This is a genomic window from Microlunatus sagamiharensis (genome assembly GCF_900105785.1).
Lineage (GTDB): Bacteria > Actinomycetota > Actinomycetes > Propionibacteriales > Propionibacteriaceae > Microlunatus > Microlunatus sagamiharensis.
In genome coordinates this window covers 2,320,151-2,342,882 of sequence record NZ_LT629799.1, presented here as the reverse complement: position 1 = coordinate 2,342,882, position 22,732 = coordinate 2,320,151, and the positions used below count along the sequence as shown (strand labels likewise).

The 22,732-nt window shown below is 72.9% G+C and carries 19 protein-coding genes and 1 pseudogene; 7 read left to right on the top strand and 13 right to left on the bottom strand.

Annotated features, from left to right (window positions below; all coding sequences use genetic code 11):
* Positions 1–36 precede the first annotated feature (36 nt).
* From yczE to BLU42_RS10585, 8 genes are all read right to left on the bottom strand, one after another.
* Complete coding sequence (yczE, locus tag BLU42_RS10620) at positions 37–648, bottom strand: membrane protein YczE (protein ID WP_197680406.1); 612 nt, start codon at positions 646–648, stop codon at positions 37–39.
* Between the two features lie 100 nt (positions 649–748).
* Entirely contained in the window at positions 749–1,828 is a 1,080-nt protein-coding gene (locus BLU42_RS10615) for an Lrp/AsnC family transcriptional regulator (RefSeq protein WP_091074403.1), read from the bottom strand.
* Positions 1,828–2,739, bottom strand: coding sequence for an alpha/beta fold hydrolase (locus BLU42_RS10610; protein WP_091074402.1), 912 nt, complete (start codon positions 2,737–2,739; stop codon positions 1,828–1,830). Before BLU42_RS10610 ends, BLU42_RS10615 begins: the two co-directional genes overlap by 1 nt.
* Positions 2,740–2,782: 43 nt before the next feature.
* The gene (locus BLU42_RS10605) at positions 2,783–4,033 is read right to left on the bottom strand and encodes a M24 family metallopeptidase (RefSeq protein ID WP_091074401.1); all 1,251 of its coding nucleotides are present in this window, start codon (positions 4,031–4,033) and stop codon (positions 2,783–2,785) included.
* Between the two features lie 7 nt (positions 4,034–4,040).
* Entirely contained in the window at positions 4,041–4,970 is a 930-nt protein-coding gene (locus BLU42_RS10600) for an ABC transporter permease (RefSeq protein WP_091074400.1), read from the bottom strand.
* Positions 4,967–5,929, bottom strand: coding sequence for an ABC transporter permease (locus tag BLU42_RS10595; protein ID WP_091074399.1), 963 nt, complete (start codon positions 5,927–5,929; stop codon positions 4,967–4,969). The genes BLU42_RS10600 and BLU42_RS10595 overlap by 4 nt, the downstream gene beginning before the upstream one ends.
* Positions 5,930–5,937: 8 nt before the next feature.
* Positions 5,938–7,566 (bottom strand): ABC transporter substrate-binding protein, encoded by a 1,629-nt coding sequence (locus BLU42_RS10590; protein ID WP_091080143.1) that lies wholly within the window; start codon positions 7,564–7,566, stop codon positions 5,938–5,940.
* Complete coding sequence (locus BLU42_RS10585) at positions 7,566–8,774, bottom strand: dipeptidase (protein WP_091074398.1); 1,209 nt, start codon at positions 8,772–8,774, stop codon at positions 7,566–7,568. Before BLU42_RS10585 ends, BLU42_RS10590 begins: the two co-directional genes overlap by 1 nt.
* A 267-nt stretch (positions 8,775–9,041) precedes the next feature.
* Between BLU42_RS10585 and BLU42_RS10580 the strand changes: the two genes are divergently transcribed.
* From BLU42_RS10580 to BLU42_RS10565, 4 genes and pseudogenes are all read left to right on the top strand, one after another.
* Positions 9,042–10,067: an ABC transporter ATP-binding protein gene (locus tag BLU42_RS10580; protein ID WP_091074397.1), complete on the top strand. Its 1,026-nt coding sequence runs from the start codon at positions 9,042–9,044 to the stop codon at positions 10,065–10,067.
* Positions 10,048–11,106 (top strand): ABC transporter ATP-binding protein, encoded by a 1,059-nt coding sequence (locus BLU42_RS10575; protein WP_091074396.1) that lies wholly within the window; start codon positions 10,048–10,050, stop codon positions 11,104–11,106. Before BLU42_RS10580 ends, BLU42_RS10575 begins: the two co-directional genes overlap by 20 nt.
* Before the next feature lie 275 nt (positions 11,107–11,381).
* Positions 11,382–13,078, top strand: a pseudogene (gene leuA, locus BLU42_RS10570) (2-isopropylmalate synthase).
* A 132-nt stretch (positions 13,079–13,210) separates the two neighbouring features.
* On the top strand, positions 13,211–14,266 hold the full coding sequence (locus BLU42_RS10565; protein WP_231918094.1) for a proline racemase family protein: 1,056 nt from the start codon (positions 13,211–13,213) through the stop codon (positions 14,264–14,266).
* A 188-nt stretch (positions 14,267–14,454) separates the two neighbouring features.
* Here the strand turns inward: BLU42_RS10565 and BLU42_RS10560 are convergent, their stop codons facing one another.
* From BLU42_RS10560 to BLU42_RS10540, 5 genes are all read right to left on the bottom strand, one after another.
* Positions 14,455–15,336, bottom strand: a complete 882-nt coding sequence (locus tag BLU42_RS10560; protein ID WP_091074394.1) for a GTP-binding protein LepA — start codon at positions 15,334–15,336, stop codon at positions 14,455–14,457.
* Between the two features lie 239 nt (positions 15,337–15,575).
* Positions 15,576–17,120, bottom strand: coding sequence for a M1 family metallopeptidase (locus BLU42_RS10555; RefSeq protein ID WP_091074393.1), 1,545 nt, complete (start codon positions 17,118–17,120; stop codon positions 15,576–15,578).
* Positions 17,107–17,847, bottom strand: coding sequence for a DNA repair protein RecO (gene recO, locus BLU42_RS10550; protein ID WP_091074392.1), 741 nt, complete (start codon positions 17,845–17,847; stop codon positions 17,107–17,109). Before recO ends, BLU42_RS10555 begins: the two co-directional genes overlap by 14 nt.
* A gap of 52 nt (positions 17,848–17,899) precedes the next feature.
* The gene (locus BLU42_RS10545) at positions 17,900–18,358 is read right to left on the bottom strand and encodes a hypothetical protein (protein WP_091074391.1); all 459 of its coding nucleotides are present in this window, start codon (positions 18,356–18,358) and stop codon (positions 17,900–17,902) included.
* A 70-nt stretch (positions 18,359–18,428) separates the two neighbouring features.
* A complete protein-coding gene (locus BLU42_RS10540) occupies positions 18,429–19,220 on the bottom strand; it encodes a class I SAM-dependent methyltransferase (protein ID WP_091074390.1) in 792 nt (263 codons plus the stop codon).
* Positions 19,221–19,289: 69 nt separating this feature from the next.
* Here BLU42_RS10540 and BLU42_RS10535 point away from each other — a divergent pair, with 69 nt between their 5' ends.
* The 3 genes from BLU42_RS10535 (at position 19,290) to BLU42_RS10525 (ending at position 22,731) form a co-directional block, all read left to right on the top strand.
* On the top strand, positions 19,290–20,105 hold the full coding sequence (locus BLU42_RS10535) for an isoprenyl transferase (protein WP_091080139.1): 816 nt from the start codon (positions 19,290–19,292) through the stop codon (positions 20,103–20,105).
* 47 nt (positions 20,106–20,152) lie between these two features.
* Complete coding sequence (locus BLU42_RS10530; protein ID WP_091074389.1) at positions 20,153–20,818, top strand: GntR family transcriptional regulator; 666 nt, start codon at positions 20,153–20,155, stop codon at positions 20,816–20,818.
* Between the two features lie 188 nt (positions 20,819–21,006).
* Complete coding sequence (locus BLU42_RS10525) at positions 21,007–22,731, top strand: ABC transporter substrate-binding protein (RefSeq protein ID WP_091074388.1); 1,725 nt, start codon at positions 21,007–21,009, stop codon at positions 22,729–22,731.
* The last annotated feature ends 1 nt before the right edge of the window (position 22,732 follow it).

The window sequence follows — 22,732 nt, the reverse complement described above, 5'->3', positions numbered from 1 at the left end:
GCACCGTCACGGTGCAGGAACTCACCCGCTGTCGGCTCAGCGCGACGGCGGCAGGGTGAGGCGGGGGAGTGCGCGGCCCACGAGCGGCCCGACGGCGAGGGCGTAGACCACCGTCGCGACGCCGACCGTGCCGCCGAGCAGCCAGCCCACGAGCAGCACCGAGCCCTCGATGAGCATCCGGGCGAGGTAGATCGGCAGGCCGAGGCGGTTCAGGCCGGTCATCAGCCCGTCGCGCGGGCCGGGTCCCCAGCCGACGCCGACGTAGAGCCCGGTGCCCACCGAGACGCAGGCCAGGGCCAGGACCAGGAACAGCACCTGGACGGCGACCGGGCCGGCGTCCGGCAGCAGGGCGACCCCGAGGTCGAGCACCGGGCCGACGACGAAGGCGTTCGCCACCGTGCCGAGCCCGGGGCGCTGCCGCAGCGGGATCCAGAGCAGCAGCACGACCAGCGACGTCAGGACGGTGACGGTGCCCAGGCTGAGGTGCAGCCGCGTCGACAGGCCGTCGCCGAAGACGGTCCAGGGGTCGAGCCCGAGCCGGGCGCGGACCAGGAAGGCCAGCGAGAGCCCGAAGAGCACGAGCCCGGCGAGCAGCCGCGCGCTGCGGGCGACGGGTCGGTCGGACAGCCGGCTGCGGCTCAGCGCCACGGGTCGACCCGGTCGGACGGTGCGCGGAGCCTCACCCGCGCAACCTATCGAGCGGCTGCGCCCGTGAGGCGGGAATTACCCCCTGGTGGACTCGCCCCGGTCAGGAGGCCGTCCGGCTGTCGCGCACCGGGGCCGGCGTCTCCTCGACGACCTGGTCGCGCCACCACGGCGTCTCGGTGAAGCCGCGCTTGAGCTGCAGCAGCTCCATCGACGCGTCCCAGCCCTGCACCCCGTCGAGCGTGGCGAGGGTGTCGTTCACGAAGTGCCACAGGCTCTCGTTGGAGCCGGCGATGACCTCGCACAGCAGCGAGGAGTCGTCGAGCAGCGCCGCCACGTAGCGCACCGCGCTGTGGGCGGCGAGCGCGGCCGCGACCTGCGCGAGCCGCCCCGGGCGTACGCGCACGGTGATCAGCGTCTCCGCGCCCATCCCCAGCGCGGCGGCGGGGACGAGGGTCAGCACGTCGACGCAGCCCTGCGAGCGCAGCCGCTCGAAGCGCCGGCGCACGCTGCTCTCGTTGAGCCCCACGTCGGCGCCGACCTTCTGGAACGTCGCGCGCCCGTCGCCGGCGAGCACGTCGATGATCTGGCGGTCGACGTCGTCGAAGTGGGTCGGTGCGCAGGCCGGCGGTTCGCCGTCCGCGTCAGGCGTCCAGGCCGGCACGTCGGGGTCGGTCCCGTCGACGGGTCTCGGGGCCAGCTCGGAGGCGAAGAGCTGCCGCGACCAGTCGTGGCCGACCTTGTAGACGTGCAGGAGCAGGTCGCTGCGCCAGCGCTCCACGCCCTCGGTCTGCTGCAGCGGGGAGATCAGGGCCGAGTAGTGCGCCGCGCCGCCGCGGACCGCGATCTCGGCGACGATGTCGTAGCGCCCGGACACGACGGACAGGAAGCGCACGTCGGACCAGGCGGCCAGGCGTTCGGCGACCTCCCGCTGCCGCCCGGGCCGGCAGTTGATCCGGGTGAGGAAGAGGTCGGTGGGCCCGAGGCTGCCGATCGCCGGCTGGACCGTGACGCTGACGACGCCGCTGGCCAGCAGCTGCTGGCCGCGGCGCACCACCGTCGGGGCGGACGAGCCCACGAGCTCGGCGATCGAGGTCCAGCTCGCCCGGCCGTCGCGCTGGAGCGCGACGATGATCCGCCGGTCGAGGTCGGTGAGCCCGTCGAGGGGACGCGCGGCCGGCACTACGCCGGGTACACCTCGTCGAGGAACGCCCGCACCGTCGCCGTCCACGCGTCCGCCTCCTCGATCTGGGGTGAGTGACCCGAGTGCTCGAAGACGACCAGGCGGGCGTCGGGCATGAGCGAGGTGATCTTCTCACTGCACTTGACCGGCGTGATCCAGTCCGTGCGCCCGACCGTCACCAGCGTGGGCACCCGGACGCCGCGGAGCTGCTCGCTGATGTCCCAGCCCGGGAGGTTGTGGGCGAAGGCGAAGTTGTGGGCCTCGTAGCGGTACGGCGTCGCGGCGACCTTGCGCTCGACCGCGTCGGGGTCGTAGTGGAAGTCGTAGAGGGGGAGGATCTCGCGCCAGCAGGCGCGCAGGTCGTCGTCGTCGCGCACGCGCCCCTCGTCGATCCGGTCGAACATCTCCATGTCGACCTCGACGCGGTCCGAGGCCAGCGCGTTCTCGCGCGCCAGCGCGGAGTGGCCGTTGTCGGGCGCGGTGTCGCGCAGCACCATCGCCGCCACGCGCTCGGGGTAGCGGATCGCGTACTCCATCGCCATGAACCCGCCGTACGAGCCGCCGGCGATGCACACCTTCTCCGCGCCGGCCCACGCGCGCAGGCCGTCGAGGTCGGCGGCCCACTGCTCGTGCGTGTACGGCTGCTTCCCCTCGCTGCTGCCCGAGCCGCGGGCGTCGAAGACGACGACGCGGTAGCGGTCTGCGAGGCGGCCGAAGGAGGCGCGCGGCTCGGCGCGCGAGCCGAGGCCGGGCGCGCCGTGGTGGGTCAGGACGACCGGAGCCCCCTCGGGCCCGACTACCTCGACCGCCAGCCGGTTGCCGTTGATCTCGACCATCTGGGCGCCGTCGCCGGCGGCGGTGAACTCGGCGGTGGTGTCGACGGCGGCGGGCGTGGCGGCGTGCTGGGTCATGGGTGTCCTCACTTCTCGGGGTGCGGGGAAGGGGTGGTCGAGCTCAGAGCTCGACCACGCAGCTGTCGAGGTCGCGCGGGTGGCTGGTCAGCGGCTCGGCGCCGGTCTCGGTGACGAGCATCGAGTCGCTGATCCGGTAGCCGGCGTGGCCGGGCACGTAGAGGCCGGGCTCGTTGGAGACGACCATGCCGGCGGCGAGCGGGGTGTCGTCGCCGGGCGCGAGCCAGGGCGGCTCGTGCATGCCGAGCCCGATGCCGTGGCCCTGCCGGTGCCGTAGGAACTGCCCGAGCCCGGCGTCCTCGATCACCGCGAGGCAGCGCCGGTTGGCCTCCTCGCAGGTCACGCCGGGGCGCAGCACCTGGGCGCCGAGCGCCTGGGCCCGGCGCACGGTGTCGTGGTAGCGGCGCTGGTCGTCGGTCGGCCGCCCGAGGACGTAGGTCCGCTCGCCCTCGACGAAGCGTCCGCCGACCGCGCAGCCCAGCGACAGCATGAACGTGTCGCCCGGCCGGAGCCGGTACGCCGACGGCAGCCCGTGCGGGTGGGCGCTGTTCGCGCCGGCGTAGACGAGCCCGCCGGCCAGCGGCGACACGACGACCACGTCGGCGTGCTCGCCGTACATCGTCGCGGTGCCGACCTTGCCGACGTGGCTCGCGAGCTCGGCCTCGCTGGGCAGCGAACCGTTCGCCAGGCCCTCGCGGACCAGCTCCAGACCGGCGTCCAGCATCACGTCGGTGATGCGCGCCGCCTCGCGGTGCAGCGCGAGCTCGGCGGGGTGCTTGACCGCGCGGACCTCGCCGAGCAGCTCGGTCGGCACCCAGTCGGCGACGCGGACCGCCGTACGCAGTCCCGTCCAGCGGCGCTGGCTGATCGCCGGGCCGAGCCCGACCGTCAGGCCCGACACCGCGGGACCGACCGCGTCGGCGAGGGCCAGCCAGGGCGAGCGCTCGCCGGGGAACTCGCCGTAGACCGCCAGCCGGGCCTGCGCGTGCTGCGCCTCGGCGTGCTCGCGCTCGAGCTCGGGCAGCAGCAGGGTGGCGCCGTCGGTGTCGAGCCAGACCGCGACCGGGCGCTCGCACGGGTGGTGGAAGAAGCCGGTGAGGTAGGCGACGTCCTCGGGGTCGTCGCTGACCACGGCGTCGAGCCCGTCGGCGGCGAGGCGCGCCCGGACCCGCTCCTGGAGCTCGAGCAGGACGGCGGCGGGGAGCCGGGGCTCGAAGGCCCCTGGGCCGGACGGCGCGCCGGAGGGGGCGCCGGACGGGGTGGGGGAGGAGGTGTCTCGGTCGAGCACGGTCATCGTGGCCTCACCGGTCCTTCTGGGGTCGGGGCCGGCGGCGTGCCCGCCGGGCCTGCGGGTTGCGCGCGTCGTTGTAGGCGGTCGAGACGAGCGTTGCCGACAGCACGAGCAGGAAGATCGCGAGCGAGGGGAAGAGCGTGAGCCACCAGGCGCTCGACATGGCGCCGGACTGCTGGGCCTCGTAGAGGATCCGGCCCCACGACCAGGTGTTCGGGTCACCGAGGCCGAGGAAGGCGAGTCCGGCGGCCGAGAGCACGGCCCGGGAGGCCGTGACGACGACCGAGACGACGACGACCGGGGTGACGGCCGGCAGCACGTGGCGGCTGATGATCCACCACGGCGAGGTCGTCATCAGCCGGGCGGCGTCCACGTAGGGGAGACCGACGACGGTGAGCGCCTGCGAGCGGACGATGCGGGTGACCTCCGGCCAGGAGAAGGCCGCGACGACGGCGATGATCGTCGTCGTGCTCGGGCCGACCAGCGCGGCGACCAGGATCATCAGCGGCAGCACCGGGAGGGCCAGGACGAGGTCGACGACCACGGTGACGAGGGTGTCCAGCCGGCGGAAGTACGCCCCGACGACCGCCACAGCGGTGCCCACGGCGATGGCGATGGCCGAGGCCGCGACGGCGACGAGCAGGCTCTGGCGCGAGCCCCAGACGACCTCGGCGAAGACGTCGCGCCCGAGGCTGTCGGTGCCGAACCAGTGCGCCCCGCCCGGCGCCGCCAGGACGTCCGGCCCGTAGCTGGCCGGCGCGTCGGTGATCAACGGCGCCAGCACGGCGACCAGCACGAGACCGACCAGGACGACCAGCGAGCCGAGCCCGAGCGGCTCGCGACGGAAGTGCAGCCAGGTGGCCGACGACGGCCGGCTGGCCCGTTCGGGCGGGGCCGGCGCGGCGAGCGGCGCGACGGCGCTGGTGATCGACTCGGTCATCGCGTGGCCACCCTCGGGTCGAGCAGGCCGTAGACGAGGTCGGTGACCATGTTGGCCACCACCACCGTCGCGGCCAGCAGCAGGAAGGCGCCCTGGAGCACCGCGTAGTCGAGCTGGGTGACCGCCTCGTAGATGCCGCGCCCGATGCCGGGGTAGGCGAAGACGGTCTCGGTGAGCACGGCGCCGCCGACGAGGAAGCCGAGCTGCAGGCCGACCAGCGTCGTGGCCGGCAGCAGGGCGTTGCGCAGCGCGTGCTTCCACAGCACGCGTCGCGGCGAGAGGCCGTTGGCGCGGGCGAGGGTCGTGTAGTCCTGCCCGAGCGCGTCGATCAGCGTCGAGCGGATGGTGAGCACGTACGCGCCGAGCTGCACCAGGGTCAGCGAGAGCGCCGGCAGCACGAGGTGCCGGGCCACGCTGAGGTACCACGCGTTGCCGTAGACGCCGGTGTCGTACGCCCCGCCGATCGGGAGCCAGCCGAGCCGGACCCCGAGGACGAAGAGCAGCAGCACCGCCACGCTCGGCACGAACACCGACTGCCCGGTGACGCCGAGCACCTGCACCGCCCGGTCCAGCAGGCCGCCCCGGCGGGACGCGGCCCAGACGCCGAGCGGCACCCCGAGGAGCACCGTCAGCACCAGGGCCGCGCCCGTCAGCAGCAGCGTCCAGGGCAGGCGTGCCGCCAGCACGTCGACCACGGGGATCGACTGCGTGAACGACACCCCGAGGTTGCCCTGCACGAGCTGGCCGAGGTAGAGCACGTACTGCGTGAGCAGCGGGCGGTCCAGCCCGTACGAGGCGAGGATGGCCGCGCGGGTCTCCTCGGTCATGTTCGGGCTGGCCAGGGCGAGCGCCGGGTCGCCCGGCAGCAGGCGGAGCAGCAGGAACGTGACCGTCACCGCGAAGAGCAGGGTGAGCAGCGCGCGGACCAGCTTGCGACCCACCAACCAGACGACCGGCACAGCTCCTCCTACCCGACCTTGGTGGCGCTCGCCAGGGACTCCGGGTTGACGATCGACAACAGCTCGCTGGGCTGCGAGACGAAGCCGGTCCACTTGTCGGAGTAGGCGAACGACAGGTTCTGCGTGTACATCACGTTGTCGTACACGTTGTCGCGGACGATCTTGGCGGCCTGCCGCATGAGGTCGACCTTCTGCGCCTTGTCCTGCGTCACGGTCGCCTGCGTGATCAGCTCGTTGAGCGCCGGGTCGTCGACGTAGGAGTAGTTGATGATCCCGTCGGGCAGGTAGGTCAGCGTCATGTTCGTCGCCGGGTCGTCCATGATCGCGAAGTTGCCGGCGTAGATGTCGAAGTCACCCTTGTCGGTCTTGGCGAGGTAGGTGTTGCGCTCCAGGCCCTGCAGCTCGACCTTGATGCCGGCCTTGGCGCTGGAGTCCTTCACCAGGGTCGCCCACTGCGAGGTGACGCTGTCCTGCAGCGAGTAGATCATCCGGAAGGTCGGCGGGAACATGCCCGAGGAGTCCGCGGTGTAGCCCGCCTCCTCCATGAGCGTGCGCGCCGCCGCCGGGTCGAAGGCGTACTCGGTGATCGACGGGTCGTAGTAGTCGGCCAGCACCGGCATCAGCGGGCTGGAGCCCGTCGAGACGGCCTGGTCGCGCAGCACGACCGAGCGGATGGTGCCGTAGTCGACCGCCGCGGCGAGGGCCTGGCGGACCTTGGTCTTGGCCAGGTCGGCCTGCTTCATGTTGTACGTCATGTGCGCGTAGCCGAGGCCCTTGGACTCGGCGACCGTGATCCCCGCCGTCTTCGACAGGGTGTCGACCTGCGCCGGCGGCAGGGCGTTGGCGATCACGTCGACCTCACCGCTCTGCAGCGCCAGGATCTCGGTGTTCACGTCGGGGAAGACGCGGAAGACGACCTGCGCGGCCTTGGGCTTGCCGCCCTCGACCAGCGGGTAGCTGGCGACGCGGTCGAGGGTGTAGCTCTGGCCGACCTGCACCTTGGTCAGCGTGTAGGGACCGGCGCCGACCCAGCCGCCGTCCTTGCCGTCGTTGGCGAAGGTCGCCACCGAGGAGGCCTTGCTGAAGACGTGCTCGGGCACGACGTTGCCCCAGAAGCCGATCTCCTCCACGATCGAGGAGTCCGGCTTCGACAGGTCCATCTCCACGCGCGTGGGCGAGACCGCCTCGGCCTTGGTCATGTTGCCGAGCTGGCCGTAGAAGGTGCCGGACGGCTTGTCCTTCTTGACCGCGTTGAGCGTCCAGGCGACGTCCTCGGCCGTGAGCTTCTCGCCGTCGCTCCAGGTCATGTCGTCGCGGATCTCGTAGAAGGCCTTGGTCGGGCTGACGTAGCCCCACTTCGTGGCCAGCGACGCCGTCTTCTTGCCGGTGTCGTCGATGCCCAGCAGGTGCGGGTACATCAGGTTGGTGACCCAGTAGTCGCTGCGGCTGTTGCCGATCAGCGGGTTGTAGTTGACGACGTCGGTCGTCGTCGCGATGGTCAGCGTCGCGTCGCCGGTGCTCTGCGAGCTCTGGGACGCCGGCGGCGCCTGCGGGGCGCAGGCCGCGGTGGCCGCGAGCAGGGCACCCGCCGCCGCGAGGGCCGCGACCCGGAACCGGGCCGTCGGACGGGGACGCATCAGACCCACACCTCCTTCAGGACCCGCATCGTGTTGCCGCCGACGACCATGCGGATCTCGTCGTCGGAGTAGTCGTGGGCGACGAGCCAGCCGATGATGTTGGTGAACTCCTCGGCCGGGTTCTCGAGCCCGTCGACGTAGGGCACCTCGGTGTAGTCGACGTGGCCGTGCGCCTGGCCGATGGACAGGTTCGACGCGAAGGCGTGGTGCAGGCCGACGTGGTCGCCGAAGAGGGTGTCGGGGCCGAAGCTCACGTGCTCGATGCCGACGAGGTCCACGCAGTAGCGGAAGTGGTCCATGACCGACTCGAGGCTGTGCAGCGGGTGGTCGGGGGAGAGCGTGGTGTGCGGCGCGGCCTCGATCCCGATCACGCCGCCCTTCTCCGCGACGGCCTTGATCGTCGCGTCGGTCTTCATGCGGTTCGTCGGCCACAGGCCGCGCGCGCCGGCGTGGGTGATGAAGATCGGCTTCGTCGAGGCCGCGGCCACGTCGAGGCAGGTCTGGTCGCCGGAGTGCGAGACGTCGATGGCGATGCCGAGCTGGTTCATCCGGCGCACCGCACGCTCGCCGAAGTAGGTGAGGCCGCCGTCGCCGCGCTCCTTGAGGCCGCTGCCGAGGGTGTTGGCCTCGGAGTAGGCGATGCCCATCTGGCGCACGCCGAAGCCGTACAGGACGTCGAGGCGTTCGACCTCGTTCTCGATCATGGTCGCGGCCTCGAGGGCGAAGACGTGCGCGATGCGCCCGGTCTCGGCGGCGTACTCGATGTCGGCGACGGTCTCGGCCTTGATCACGAAGTCCTGGTGCGCGAGGTCGGCCATCCGCACACCGAGGTCGAACAGCACGTCCTGGTACTTCCAGCCCGCGTCGCTGCTGATGCAGCAGGTGCCGTCCATGCCGTTGTCGAAGACCGCGGTGATGCCGGAGCGCGACAGGCCCTCGTAGCCGGTGGGTTCGCGGCCCTGGCGGATGTGGTCGCGCAGCTGGCCCATGTCCTCGGGGAAGACCTGCACGTGGTCGTGCAGCGAGATGACGACCTCGTTGGTCAGCAGGCGCTGCGTGCGCTCCTGCTGCTCCGTGGTCAGGTCCAGGCCCTCGTACGCCGGCACGCGGCCGACCTGCTTGGCGTACGTGAACTCGCGGAAGTCGACCCCTGGCTCCAGGTAGTCGTAGGCGGTGTAGCCGGTGTAGCGCTTGGCCGGTTCGAGCACGGGGCAGCTCCAGGTTCGGGTGGGTGCGGGTGGGTCGGGACAAGGTGGTGCGAGCGGGTGGTGCAACGGGGTGGTGCTGACGGGGTGACGTGGGGCCGGGTGCCGTCCCAGGTCGGGGTCCGGAGGCTCCTCGAGGACACCCAGTCGGCGACTCTGCACCTCAATCTCTCGGAAACCGGTGCAGAAGTCAACGCCAATGATTCGATCCGGCGTAACAACCGTGTGAAGGGATTGATCTCGTCGCGTCTTGGGTGAGAGGGTGGGGGCATGCCACCCATCCCGTCCCCGACGCCCGGGGCTCCCGCGCTGACCGTGCGAGGGCTCTCGGTCGACTTCGCGACCGACCACGGCCTCGTTCGGGCCGTGCGCTCGGTGGACCTCGACGTGGCCCCGGGCGAGCTGGTCGCGCTGCTCGGCGAGTCGGGCTCGGGCAAGTCGGTGACCGCCCGCAGCGTCCTCGGCCTCGCCGGTGCCGGGGCGGAGGTCTCGGCCGACGTCCTGGAGGTCGGGGGCACCCCGGTCCTCGGGCTGTCGCCGGACGGTCTGCGGCGGATCCGCGGCGAGCGCGTCGGCCTGGTGATGCAGGACGCGCTGTCCGCGCTCAACCCCGTCCTGACCGTGGGCGAGCAGATCGCCGAGATCCTCCGGGTGCACCGCGGGGTCGGTCGGCGCGCGGCGACGGCCCGGGCGACCGAGCTGCTCGCCCTGGTCGGCATCCCGGCACCGGCCCGGCGCGTGCGCGACCACCCGCACCAGTTCTCCGGCGGCATGCGACAGCGCATCCTCATCGCCATGGCGATCGCGCTCGAGCCGGAGCTGCTGATCGCCGACGAGCCGACGACCGCGTTGGACGTGACCGTGCAGGCGCAGGTGCTCGAGCTGCTCGATGACCTGCGCCACCGGCTCGGGATGGCGGTCCTGCTGATCACCCACGACCTCGGCGTGGTCATGGAGACCTCCGACCGCGTCGCGGTCATGTACGCCGGCCGGGTCGTCGAGACGGGCCCGACGACCGAGGTGCTCTCGTCGCCGCGGCACCCGTACACCGAGGCGCTGCTGCGCTCGGTGCCGAGCCGCGCGGGCCGCGACCGGCTGCTCACCATCCCCGGCTCCCCGCCGAGCCCGACCGCGGTGCCGCCGGGGTGCTCGTTCCACCCCCGCTGCCGCCTGGCGGTGGAGCACTGCCGCGAGGCGCGGCCGGACCTGCTCACCGTCCTGCCCGGGCAGGCCGCCGCCTGCCACCGTTCCGACGAGCTGGTCGAGGAGGTCCGCGATGTCGTCACCGTCGGCTGAGGTCCGTGCGGCGGGTGGCGAGCCCGTCCTGGAGGCCGAGGGCCTGGTCAAGACCTTCCGGGCCGGCTCCGTGCTGCGGCCCGAGCGGGTGCGCGCCGTCGACGGCGTCAGCCTGAGCCTGCGGCCCGGCGAGGTGCTCGGCGTCGTGGGGGAGTCCGGCTGCGGCAAGTCGACGACCGCGCGGATGCTCGTCGGCCTCGACGCGCCCGACGGGGGCCGGCTGCTCTACCGCGGGGAGGACGTCACCCGGCTCCGTGTGCGCGACCGGCGGCTGCTGCGCCGCGGCGTGCAGATGATCTTCCAGGACCCGTACAGCTCGCTCGACCCGCGGATGAGCGTCGCCGACCTCGTCACCGAGCCGCTGGCGGCCAACCGCCGGGGCGACCGCCGCTCGCGCCGCAGCCGGGCCGGGGAGCTGCTCGAGCTCGTCGGGCTCGACCCGGCGGCGATGAACCGGTACGCCCACCAGTTCTCCGGCGGGCAGCGCCAGCGCATCGGCGTGGCCCGGGCGCTCGCCCTCGACCCCGACGTGCTCGTCTGCGACGAGCCGGTCTCGGCGCTCGACGTGTCGGTGCAGGCGCAGGTCGTGAACCTGATCGACGACCTGCGCCGCACCCTCGGCGTCGCGGTGGTCTTCATCGCCCACGACCTGTCCGTGGTCGAGCACGTGGCCGACGAGGTCGCCGTGATGTACCTCGGCCGGGTCGTCGAGCACGGGCCCGCCGACGCGGTGTTCAGCGCACCGACGCACCCCTACACGCGGGCGCTGCTGTCGGCGACGCCGTCGGTGGAGGTGGCCGACCGCGGCCGGCTCGGTCGACGGCGGCTGCTCAAGGGCGAGCCGCCCTCGCCGCTCGACCCGCCGACGGGCTGCACCTTCCACCCCCGGTGCTGGCTGGCCGACGAGCGCTGCTCCGCCGAGGTGCCCCTGCTGCGCCGGCCCGACGCGGTCGGGCTGCCACTCGTGCCGATCGCGCGCGCGGCCTGCCACCACGCCGAGGCCCTGCTGACCGAGGAGACGGCCGCGACGCCGGCCTGAGCCACGCCGGGCGAGCAGATCCGCGGGCCCCGTTGGCGGGCCCGCGGAGGTGGGCTATGGTGACGGACGTGGCAAGCGCGCTGGGGCTCCGTGCCCTCATTCTCCTTCGCTGCCGCAGCGAGGCCTCCTAAAGGCCGGCCTCCTCGCTGCGGAGTTCTTGCCTGCCCGGCCGACTCCCTTCAGCAGCGAGGACCCCGATGAGCACGGCCCCCACCACTCCGAGCCCGTCCTTCGGCACCCGGCCACAAGCCGTGCCGACGCAGACGCCCAGCCCGATGTCGTACGGGCGCTACCGCGCCTTCCCGCCCATCGACCTGCCCGACCGCACCTGGCCGGGCGCGCGCATCACCCACGCGCCGCGCTGGCTGTCCACGGACCTGCGTGACGGCAACCAGGCGCTCATCGACCCGATGACCCCCGCCCGCAAGCACAAGATGTTCGAGCTGCTGGTGCGGATGGGCTACAAGGAGATCGAGGTCGGCTTCCCCTCGGCGAGCCAGACCGACTTCGACTTCGTCCGCCAGCTCATCGAGCGGGAGCTGATCCCCGACGACGTGACGATCTCCGTGCTGACCCAGGCCCGCGAGGACCTGATCGAGCGCACCGCGGAGTCGTTGACCGGGGCCCGCGCGGGCACGATCCACCTGTACAACGCCATCGCGCCGCTGTTCCGCCGGGTGGTGTTCAAGGTGGACCGCGACGAGTGCGTCAACATCGCCACCCGCGGCACCGAGCTCGTGATGAAGTACGCCGAGCAGCACCTGGGCGACGTCGAGTTCGGCTACGAGTACAGCCCCGAGATCTTCACCTCCGCCGAGCTCGACTTCTCCGTCGAGGTCTGCAACCGGGTGATGGACGTCTGGCAGCCGGGACCCGGCCGCGAGATCGTCCTGAACCTGCCCGCCACCGTCGAGGTCGCCACGCCCAACGTGTACGCCGACCAGATCGAGTGGTTCGGTCGCAACGTCGACCACCGTGAGCACGTCGCCATCTCGCTGCACCCGCACAACGACCGCGGCACGGCGACGGCGGCCACGGAGCTGGGCCTGATGGCCGGCGCGGACCGGGTCGAGGGCTGCCTCTTCGGCCACGGCGAGCGCACCGGCAACGTCGACCTGGTCACCCTGGGCATGAACCTGTTCTCCCAGGGCATCGACCCCAAGATCGACTTCGCGGTCGACGGCGGCATCGACGAGATCCGTCGCACCGTCGAGTACTGCACCGGCCTTCCGGTCCACCCGCGCCACCCGTACGCGGGGACCTGGTCTACACCGCCTTCTCCGGCTCCCACCAGGACGCCATCAAGAAGGGGCTGGAGGACCTCGACCGCCAGGCCGAGGCCAAGGGCGTCCCCGTCTCCGAGCTCGACTGGGAGGCGCCGTACCTGCCGATCGACCCGCACGACGTCGGGCGCAGCTACGAGGCCGTGATCCGGGTCAACAGCCAGTCCGGCAAGGGCGGCGTCGCCTACATCATGAAGTCGGAGCACCAGCTCGAGCTGCCGCGCCGGCTGCAGATCGAGTTCAGCCGGATCGTGCAGACCCACACCGACGGCGAGGGCGGCGAGATCGGCCCGGAGCGGCTCTGGGAGATCTTCTCCGCCGAGTACCTGACCCGCACCGCGCCGCTCGAGCTCGTCGAGGTCCTCGACTCGCGCAGCACGGGCGGGCACCACTCAGTGACGGCCCGGGTCCGCGACCGCGGCACCGAGCGCGAGGTGCACGGCGAGGGCAACGGCCCGGTGTCGTCCTTCGTCGACGCGCTCTCGGGCCTCGGCTACCACGTGCGGGTCCTCGACTACGCCGAGCACGCCCTGTCGTCGGGCGGCGACGCCCTCGCGACCGCGTACGTCGAGTGCGAGGTCGGCCAGGGCGAGCGGTCCGTGGTGGCCTGGGGGGTGGCGACCGACGCGAACATCGTCACCGCCTCGCTCCGCGCCGTCGCCTCCGCGGTCGACCGCGCCGCCGGCTGAGCCCTACCCGAGCTTGCCGGAGGGCATGCCACCCGACCACCACCGTGCTCTCGCGCGGCGACCCTCCGGCACGACGACGCACGCTCCCCGAGCTCGTCGAAGGGCTGGCGGCACGGCCACTACCGTGCTCCCGTGCCTGCTGACCCTTCGACGAGCTCCGGGACCGTGCGTCCGGACCTCCGCCGCGTGCGGACGGTCGACTACCACACCGGTGGTGAACCCTTCCGGATCGTCGTCGACCCGCCCGTCGCGATCCCCGGCGCCGACGTCGCCGACCGCCGGGCCCGGGCCATCGCGGACCCCGACGTCGACGGGCTGCGCCGGCTGCTCTGCTTCGAGCCGCGCGGGCACGCCGACATGTACGGCGGCCTGCTCGTGCCGCCGGACGACCCCGGCGCGCACCTCGGTGTCCTGTTCTGGCACAAGGACGGCTTCTCCACCGCCTGCGGGCACGGCACGATCGCGCTCGGGGCTTGGGCCGTCGAGTCGGGCCGGGTCGAGGCGCCCGACGACGGCGTCACCGACGTGGTCGTCGACGTCCCGTCCGGCCGGGTCACCGCCCGCGTGCACACCCGCGGCGGGCAGGTCGAGAGCGTCGACTTCGTCAACGTCCCCAGCCACGTCGTCGCCACCGGGATCGAGGTGGAGACCGCGTACGGCACGGTGCCGGTCGACGTGGCGTTCGGGGGCGCGCTCTACGCCCACCTCGACGTCGCCCACGTGGGCCTGCGGGTCGAGCCGGCCGCGTACGGCGAGCTCATCGCCCTGGGTCGCGAGGTCAAGCGGGCGCTCGTCGACCACCCGGCTGCTGTGCACGCTCCGGACCCGCGGCTCAGCGGCATCTACGGGACGATCCTCTTCGAGGACCTCGGCCGCCTGCCCGAGGGCCCGCACCAGCGCAACGTGACGATCTTCGCCGACGGCGAGGTCGACCGCTCACCCTGCGGCTCGGGCACCGCCTCCCGGGTCGCGGCCCTCGCCGCGTCGGGTGCGCTCCGCGACGACCAGGTGCTCACGCACGACTCGATCGTCGGGTCGAGGTTCGTCGCCCGCGTGCTGGAGCGGACGAGCGTGGACGGCGTCGACGCGGTCGTGCCGTCGATCACCGGGACCGCGCACCTGACCGGCGAGCACACCTTCCTCGTCGACCCTCGCGACGCGCTCGTCCCCGGCTTCGTGCTGCGTTAGTCCGGCTCGCGCCCGCTGCGGCCCTGACGATGGCGTCTTCCTCCCGCGCTCGCACGCCGCGACAGCTCGACCAGTGAGGACCTGAGCGCCGCGACGTGCTCGCTCAGTCGTCCAGACGCCATCCGGGCCGCCGCTGGCCGACGCTCGCCGGGAGTCGGCTCCCTGCGTCGCGCAGGCCGAGTCGACGCTCAGGCGGCGAGGGTGGCGGTCGCGACCCGCTCGCGGTAGGCGTCGGCGGCGTCGCGGAAGGCCTTGAACGCGTACGCCGGGACCTCCATGCCCTGGCGCTCGGCCCAGAGCAGGTGGTGCTCCAGGCGGGAGACGTCGCGGACGGTGCGCTCGAGGTCGTCGGCGAGGCCGAGGCCCGTGAGCACGCCGCCGAAGTCGGCCTTGCGCTCCGGCGTCGTGGCGCCGACCAGCGAGAAGGCCTTGGAGCGGATGAAGCGGGCGAGGCGGAGCTGCCAGGGCTTGAGGACCCCGGTCTCGATCATCTCCTGCGCGCTCATCCGGTAGAAAGCGAAGTGCCCCGGCTCCTGGACCTTGATCGCGTCGATCACCGTGCGCTTGAGGGCGTGCTCGCCCATGGCCTCGAGCTCGGCGCTCATGCTCGAGTAGGCGAGCATCGCCGACTTCTCGGTCGAGGCGCCGGTCAGGTAGTAGAGGAGGCGGATGACCTCGTGGACCGCCGGGATGTGCGCGAGGGCGCCGAGGACCCGGACCGAGGCCGTCGGACCGTCGAGGTCGGGCTGCGTCGGCGGCAGGCCGAGGTGCTGGACGAGGGTGTCGAGGAGCACGCCGTGCTGCTCCTCCTGCGGGGCCCAGACGTCGGCGTAGAAGAGGCGGTCGGTCTCGCTGACGCCGGGCAGCATCACGGCGAGCTCGAGGACGTTGCGCTCGACCTCCATCTCGACGCGGGCCATGTAGTCCAGCGGACCCGCGAAGCGGCGCCGGACGGCAGCTGCGTCCTTGATCGTGTAGTCGGCGCTGGCCAGGTCGACGGGCGGGAACTTCTCGCCCAGGCGGACGACGTGCTCGTGGATGCGGGTGGCGTCGACACGCGGTGCGGTCACGGCTCGAACTCCTTCTGCTGCGGTGCGCGCCGGCCGTCGGGCGGGCGTGACACCGGTTCGGAGCCGGACCGTGATCGGTTCGCAGGTGTGACGGGGCTCGCGCATCCGCGGGCCCGGCCGGCACGTGCTCCATCGCTGGCGCGGGAGGTTCGTTGCCGCCCGGGACGGGGCCCTGCTGTGACGTGGGTGACACCGCAGTGCCCAAGGTGCGGACGCAGCGGACGCAGCGTGGAGGGGCGTCAGCCGAGCCCGTTCGCCGCCGTCCTCGCGGGGGCGTCGCGGCCGTGGATCCAGGCCTGGAAGAAGGGCTGCAGGTCGGTGGTCGTCAGCGACTGCGCCTCCGCCATCCAGTCCTCGAGGCTGCGGCTGCCCGGGTCCTGCGCCCACTGCGTGTTCAGGCGGGTGAACGCCGCGTCGCCCATGACGTTGCGCAGCGCCTGCAGGGCCATCGGGCCGCGGTAGTAGACCGTCGTGAACATGTTGCGCCGGCCCGGGTCGATCATGGTCACGCGCCAGAAGTCGTCGCTGCCCTCAGCGCGGTCGAAGAGGCTCTGGAGCCGGCTCTGCGCGGTCGCGCCGCCGGTCTTCTCCGCCCACGCCCAGGCCGCCCAGGAGGCGTACGCCTCGGAGTCGAAGATGTCGTTCCACTCACGCACGGTGACGTTGTCGCCGAACCACATGTGCGCGAGCTCGTGGGTGACCAGCTCGTCGGCGTAGCGCGGGTCGACGATCGAGGACGCCTTGTAGACGGGGCGGCCCTGCGTCTCGAGCCCGTCGAAGGGCAGGTCGGCCTTGGGCACCACACCGCCCAGCTCGGTGAAGGGGTACGGGCCGAAGAGCCCGGCGAGCACGCGCACCTTGGCCGCGGAGGTCTGCAGCGCCTGGAACGCGAGCCGCTGGTCCGCGGCCGACACCTGGTCGGTGACCGCGTACACGTAGGGGAGCCCGTCGACCACGCCCTGCTGCAGGGTGAAGCTGCCGATCGCCATGAACGTGAGGAAGGTGGCCATCGGCTGCCGCGACACCCAGTGCCAGGTGTCGAAGCGGTCCTCGGTCCCGCTGTCCGCGCTGACGAGCCGCCCGGTGCTGATCGCCTGCAGGCCGCGCGGCACCCGGATCGAGACGTCCATGAGCGCGGGGTCGGAGGGGTGGTCGTTGGAGGGGAACCACCACGCGGCGCTCTCCGGCTCGCCCGCGACCAGCCACTCCTCGCCGGTGCGCGTGAAGGGCCGCGCGCCGTCCTCCCCGGTCACCTCCGTCGGGGTGCCGGCGTAGGTCACCACGACGGTGAAGTCGCTCCCGGCGACGACGGGCTCGGCCGGGGTGATCCGCCAGTCCGCCTCGCCCTCGCGCGCCAGGCCGGCCTCGGCGCCGTCGACGACGACGCGGCTGACGTCGAGGCGCAGGTCGAGGACGAAGCTGTGCAGGCCCTGCAGCGCGCGGGCCGAGATCGTCGTGGTGCCGCTCAGGCGCTCGTCGGCCGGGTCGAAGCCGACCTCGACCTGGTAGCGGCTGACGTCGTAGCCACCGTTGCCCGCGTCGGGGTAGTAGGGGTCGCCGATGCCGCGCGAGCCGTCGACGGCCGGTGCTCCGGCCTGCGTCCGCGAGGCCGCCTCGGGCAGGGCACGGCGCCAGACGGCGGCGACGCCGAGGGGCAGCAGCAGCGCCGCGACGAGGGCGAGGGGCACGACGACCGCGAGCACGTAGACGTACGCGGGCCGGCGCCCGGGCGTACCGTCGGGACCGCCGGTCGGCGGGCCCCAGCGCGGGTCAACGCTCGACATGCGCCATCGACCGCAGCGAACGCTCCAGGTGCCACGCGGTGAAGGCCGACGTCAGGCCGCTGGCCTCGCGGGCCGTGCGCGGGCCGAGCTCGCGGGTGGCCGCCCAGCGCCCCTCGAGCAGCGCGCCCAGCAGCTCGAGCGTCTCGGGCGACGGCCGGGCCGAGCCGGGCGGCCGGCAGCCCTCGCAGACCACGCCGCCCGCGGCGGGGGAGAAGGCGGCGTGCGGACCCTCCAGCCCGCAGCGGGCGCAGTCGCGGAACGACGGCGCGTAGCCGGCGACGGCCAGCGCGCGCAGCAGGTAGGAGTCGAGGACCATGCTCGGCGGCCGCGGCCCGTCGGCCGTGCCGCTGCTCAGCGCCCGGAGCGCACCGACGAGGAGCCGGTAGTGCTGCAGCGCGGGCTCGCCCTCCTCGACGACCAGCCGGTCGGCGGTCTCGAGCATCACCTGGCCGGCCGTCCAGGCCGGGTAGTCCGCGCTCAGTGGGTCGCCGAACGCGTCGAGCGACTCCGCCTGCGCGACGACCTCGAGCGAGCGCCCGCTGGCCAGCTGCAGGTCGACGTGGCTGAAGGGCTCGAGGCGCGCCCCGAACTTCGACGACGTGCGCCGTACGCCGCGGGCCACCGCCCGCACCTTGCCGCGGCTGCGGCTGAGCATCGTGATGATGCGGTCGGCCTCGCCCAGCTTGTGCGTGCGCAGCACCACGGCCTGCTCGCGGTAGGTGGGCACCCGCCCATTGTCCCGGCCGCGGCAAGCACCGGCCCGGGACGCCGGGCACCGCCTAGGGGCAGAAGTCCTGGGTGGGAGCGCCTGCCGCGCCCTTGCCGGTGCCCCCGACGCTGTCGTAGACCGCCCAGCCCACCGGCTGGCCGTCGACGCGCTGGGTCACGCACACCTGGAACTTCTTGGCGCTGGTGCGCTCGTAGCCGGCCTCCATGCCCTCGGGCAGGGGGTTGCGCCGCGGCACCTTCGCGAACTCCTTCTCGTCGGCGGGGAACCGGAAGTCGTGCTTGACCGACCACGCGCCGACGTCGATGCCGATGCCCTGGGCCTCGATCTCGATCGAGCGGACGTCGACGGTCGGGCTCGGCGAGGGCGTGGGCGGGGCGGTCTCGCTCGGGGCGGCCGCCGACGACGGCGCGGCGTCCGCGGCGGGCTCGTCGGAGCCGCCGCAGGCCGCGAGGGCGGCGAGGGCGGGCAGGAGCAGGGCGGCGAGCAGGCGCCGGAGTGCGGGGTTCATCCGGGTGGGGGTTCCTTCGGGCGGGGGAGCACGAGCGGCCCATCCTGCCGGTGGTCGGCGGCTCTCCGCGTCAGGACGTGCCGACGGCGCACCAGGCGACCGCCTCGAGGGTGAAGGGTGCGCGGGGCCGGCCGAGGAGCCGGTCGCAGGCGTCCCGCACCGCGGCGGCGACGTCGGGGGCCAGTGATCGGGCGTGCACCCCGACGGGCCCGGCACCGCCGGTGAAGGACGACCAGAAGTCGTCGAGGTCGGCGTACGCCGCCGTCCCGGTGATCCGGCTCTGCCGCACGTCTCCCGCCCCGGCGCCGTCCAGCAGGCGCACGAGGTCACCGTCGCGCCGCCCCACCCGGGTCTCGTCGGTGGGCGCCTCCCCGGTCACGTCGGCGACCGCGCGCCAGTAGGTCTGCAGGAGCGGCATCGCGTCGACGGTCCAGAACGAGAGCGCCAGGCGTCCGCCGGGCCGGGTGATCCGGCGCATCTCCGCGACCCCGGCGCCCGGGTCGGTCATGAAGCCGACGACCAGCGACGCCAGGCTCGCGTCGAAGGCGCCGTCGGCGTACGGCAGCGCCTCGGCCACGCCCTCGCGGACGTCGACGCCCGGGACGCGCTCGCGGCAGGCCGCGACGAACGGCGGCGACGGGTCGACCGCGCTGACGTGCGCGGCGCCGACCCGCTCGGCGAGGACCCGGGTGAGCCCGCCCGGGCCGCAGCCGACGTCGAGCACCCGCTGACCCGGCTCCACCCCGGCCGCGTCCGCGAACGCGACGCCCAGGGTCGGCAGGTAGCGCCCGATCAGGCGGTCGTACGCCTCTGCCGCGACGTCGAAGAGCGCGGGTCCCGTTCCGGGGTCCTGGGTCGTCATGGTCACCTCCGTGCGCGCTGATTCTGCTCCGCCGAGGGCCGTCGCACTAGAGTCCGTCGGGTGCCACGACTGAGCCGCAGGAGCGCCGAGGTCCCGCGGCGGACGGGTCCGCCCGGGCCGCCGGCGCCGCACCGCGAGGGGGCGCTGCCCCCGCCGGTGCCGGCGGACAAGGTGCCGCGACACGTGGCGATCGTCATGGACGGCAACGGCCGCTGGGCCAAGGCCCGCGGGCTGTCGCGCACCGAGGGCCACGCGCGCGGCGAGGACGCGCTGTTCGACGTCATCTCCGGCGCCATCCAGATCGGCGTGAAGTACCTGTCGGCGTACGCGTTCTCCACCGAGAACTGGCGGCGCTCGCCCGACGAGGTGCGCTGGCTGATGGGCTTCAACCGCGACGTGATCCACCGCCGCCGCGACCAGCTCGACGCGATGGGCGTCCGGGTGCGCTGGGCCGGGCGGAGGCCGCGGCTGTGGCGCAGCGTGATCAGCGAGCTGGAGAGCGCCGAGGCGCAGACGGTCGACAACGACGTGCTGACGCTGCAGTTCTGCGTCAACTACGGGGGCCGCGCCGAGATCGTCGACGCGGTGCGCGCGGTCGCCGCGGAGGCCGCGGCCGGCCGCCTGGACCCGTCCAAGCTGACCGAGGAACGATTCCGTCGCTTCCTCGACGAGCCCGAAGTGCCCGACGTCGACCTCTTCGTCCGCTCCTCCGGCGAGCAGCGCACGTCGAACTTCCTGCTGTGGCAGAGCGCGTACGCCGAGCTGGTGTTCCTCGACCGGCTGTGGCCCGACTTCGACCGGCGCGACCTCTGGCACGCGATCGAGCTGTACGCCGACCGCGACCGGCGCTACGGCGGCGCGGTGCCGAACGAGGTCCAGCCCTAGTTCCGCCGCAGACCCTTCGGCGCACCTGCTTCGTATACATTCTCGAGATGGACCGCGCGGGCGTGCTGAAGAGCGAGGCACCGGTCCGGCTGCGCGAGGTGGTGGCCGCCCAGCTGCGGCGGATGATCCTCGCGGGTCGGCTGGCCCCGGGCGAGCGGCTCGTCGAGGACCGGCTGGCCGAGCTGCTCGGCGTGTCCCGCAACCCCGTGCGGGAGGCGATCCGGGTGCTCGAGGCCGAGGGCTTCGTGGAGACCGCGGCGCGGCGCGGGGCGCTGGTGGCCACCCTCGACGAGGGCCAGGCCGACGACATCTTCGAGGTCCGGCTGGCCCTGGAACCGCTCGGTGCCCGGCTGGCCGCCCTCCGGGAGGACCCGATCCTGGTCGCCCGGATGAAGGAGGTCCTGGGCGAGGCGCAGGACCCGACGGCGGATCGGGACCTCGACCACCTCGCGGACCTGCACAGCGAGCTGCACTCGCTGATCTTCGAGATGACGGGCAACGCCTACCTCGTCGCGATCGCCATCCCGATGGTCAAGCGCGGGCAGTGGGTGCTCCGCCAGCGGTCGCCGCTGCGCGACCCGCGGGCTTGGCAGCAGCACCACGACCTCATCGCCGCCATCGAGGCCGGCGATCCCGACCTGGCCGAGGCCGAGGCCCGTCGTCACGTGCTGACGATGCGCCACGAGCTCCGGCAGGAGCCCGGCTGCTGCTGAACCCCCGCCGCCGGGCACGCGCCCGAGCCCCGGGTCGTGCTGGTCTGGAGTTCATACCTTTACGAGGGTGAAACGTGCTCGTGACCCACCCTTCGTATACGAACACCAGACTGAGGGCACCTCAGCGGACGCTCGTCCGCACTCGCCTCCCGAACCGTCGGGGTTCGTGTCCGGACAAGGAGCGCACGATGCAGGTGCCGCCGAAAGACCCTCAGACCGCCCCCGGGACCGACCGGGCGTCCGCCCTCGTCCCGAGCGGTCACCGCCTCGCCCTCTCGCGCCGCAGCCTGCTGGGCCTCGCCGCCGCGATGGGCGGGGGGCTCGCCGTCGGCCCGCTGCTGACGGCGTGCTCCTCCGACGCCGACCCGGCTTCCTCGGCCCCCGGCGCGGCCACCCAGACCGGCGGCACGCTCACGGTGGGCATCGCCTCGACGCCCGACACCCTCGACCCCGGTGCCACCGGGCTCGCGCTGACGCTGCTCATCTCGATGGCCGTGTTCGACCCGCTGGTGTGGTGGCTGCCCACCGCCGACGGCAAGGGCGAGTTCGTGCCGGGCCTGGCGAAGAGCTACGAGGTCTCGGACGACGCGTCGGTCTACACGTTCGTCCTGCGCGACGACGTCGTCTTCCACGACGGGACGAAGTTCGACGCCAAGGCGGTCAAGGCCACGTACGACCACGTGGTCGACCCCGCGACGAAGTCGAAGAGCGGCCTCGGCGCGCTCGGGCCGTACAAGCAGACGAAGATCATCGACGACCACACCGTCGAGATCAGCTTCAAGGAGCCGAACGCCGGTTTCCTGCACCAGCAGGCGGCGGGCAACTTCGGGATCGCCTCGCCGGCCGCGCTCGAGAAGTACGGGCCGACCGGCTTCGGCAACAACCCCGTCGGGAGCGGGCCCTTCAAGTTCGACAGCTACGCCACCGGCGACCGCCTGACGCTGGTGAAGAACCCCGACTACGCCTGGGGCCCGGCCGTCCTCGGCAGCGGACCGGCCAAGCTGGACCAGCTGGTCTTCCGCATCGTCGCCGACGACAGCGGGCGCTACAACGCGCTGCAGTCGGGCCAGCTGCAGGTCGCCATGAACCTGCCCCCCACCAGCATCTCCGCCGCGCAGAAGACGCAGAAGTACACCCAGCTGACGATCCCGGCCATCGGCACGCCGTCGGGGATGCCGATCAACGTCACCAAGCCGCCGACGGACGACCCGCTGGTGCGCCAGGCGATCATGTACGCCGTCGACCAGGAGAAGCTGGTCACGGCCGTCCAGTTCGGCGTCAACAAGGCGGCGCACAACGTGCTGACGCCCATCACGCCGGGCTACAGCCAGGCCGCGAGCGCGACGTACGCCTACGACCCGGTCAAGGCCGGGCAGCTGCTGGACCAGGCGGGCTGGGCCATGGGGCCGGACAAGGTCCGCACCAAGGACGGCAAGAAGCTCGAGCTCACGATCATCCTGTTCTCGGGCGGGGGCTTCGAGCTGCCGACGCAGTTCGTCGTCTCGCAGCTGGCGGCGGTCGGCTTCGCCGCGTCGACCACCGTGCAGCCCTTCACGGCCGCGCAGGTCGCCTACAACGCCGGCGAGCACAACCTCGGGTCCTTCGGCTACTACGGGGCCGACCCGTACCTGCTGAACATCTGGGTCAACTCCGCGGCCATCGAGTCCGGCTTCAACTGGTCGCACTACGACAACCCCGAGGTCGACCGCACCATCGCGAAGGCGAACGCCACCGCCGACGAGTCCGCGCGCAACGCCTTGTACGAGCAGGTCGGCCAGACCCTGATGACCGACGCGATCTACCTGCCGCTGTGGGACGTGAACGGGGCGTTCACGACGCCGACCGACGTCCAGGGTCTGCACCCGACGTTCAACGGCTACATCACGTTCCACTCGGCCACCGCGGGCAGCTGAC

What these genes read in the sequence shown, in the direction of transcription:
- BLU42_RS10610 (WP_091074402.1), bottom strand. Translation starts at nt 2,739, where the DNA reads ATGACCCAGCACGCCGCCACGCCCGCCGCCGTCGACACCACCGCCGAG.
- BLU42_RS10605 (WP_091074401.1), bottom strand. Translation starts at nt 4,033, where the DNA reads ATGACCGTGCTCGACCGAGACACCTCCTCCCCCACCCCGTCCGGCGCC.
- BLU42_RS10600 (WP_091074400.1), bottom strand. Translation starts at nt 4,970, where the DNA reads ATGACCGAGTCGATCACCAGCGCCGTCGCGCCGCTCGCCGCGCCGGCC.
- BLU42_RS10590 (WP_091080143.1), bottom strand. Translation starts at nt 7,566, where the DNA reads ATGCGTCCCCGTCCGACGGCCCGGTTCCGGGTCGCGGCCCTCGCGGCG.
- BLU42_RS10580 (WP_091074397.1), top strand. Translation starts at nt 9,042, where the DNA reads ATGCCACCCATCCCGTCCCCGACGCCCGGGGCTCCCGCGCTGACCGTG.
- BLU42_RS10575 (WP_091074396.1), top strand. Translation starts at nt 10,048, where the DNA reads ATGTCGTCACCGTCGGCTGAGGTCCGTGCGGCGGGTGGCGAGCCCGTC.
- BLU42_RS10555 (WP_091074393.1), bottom strand. Translation starts at nt 17,120, where the DNA reads ATGTCGAGCGTTGACCCGCGCTGGGGCCCGCCGACCGGCGGTCCCGAC.
- BLU42_RS10545 (WP_091074391.1), bottom strand. Translation starts at nt 18,358, where the DNA reads ATGAACCCCGCACTCCGGCGCCTGCTCGCCGCCCTGCTCCTGCCCGCC.
- BLU42_RS10540 (WP_091074390.1), bottom strand. Translation starts at nt 19,220, where the DNA reads ATGACGACCCAGGACCCCGGAACGGGACCCGCGCTCTTCGACGTCGCG.
- BLU42_RS10530 (WP_091074389.1), top strand. Translation starts at nt 20,153, where the DNA reads ATGGACCGCGCGGGCGTGCTGAAGAGCGAGGCACCGGTCCGGCTGCGC.
- BLU42_RS10525 (WP_091074388.1), top strand. Translation starts at nt 21,007, where the DNA reads ATGCAGGTGCCGCCGAAAGACCCTCAGACCGCCCCCGGGACCGACCGG.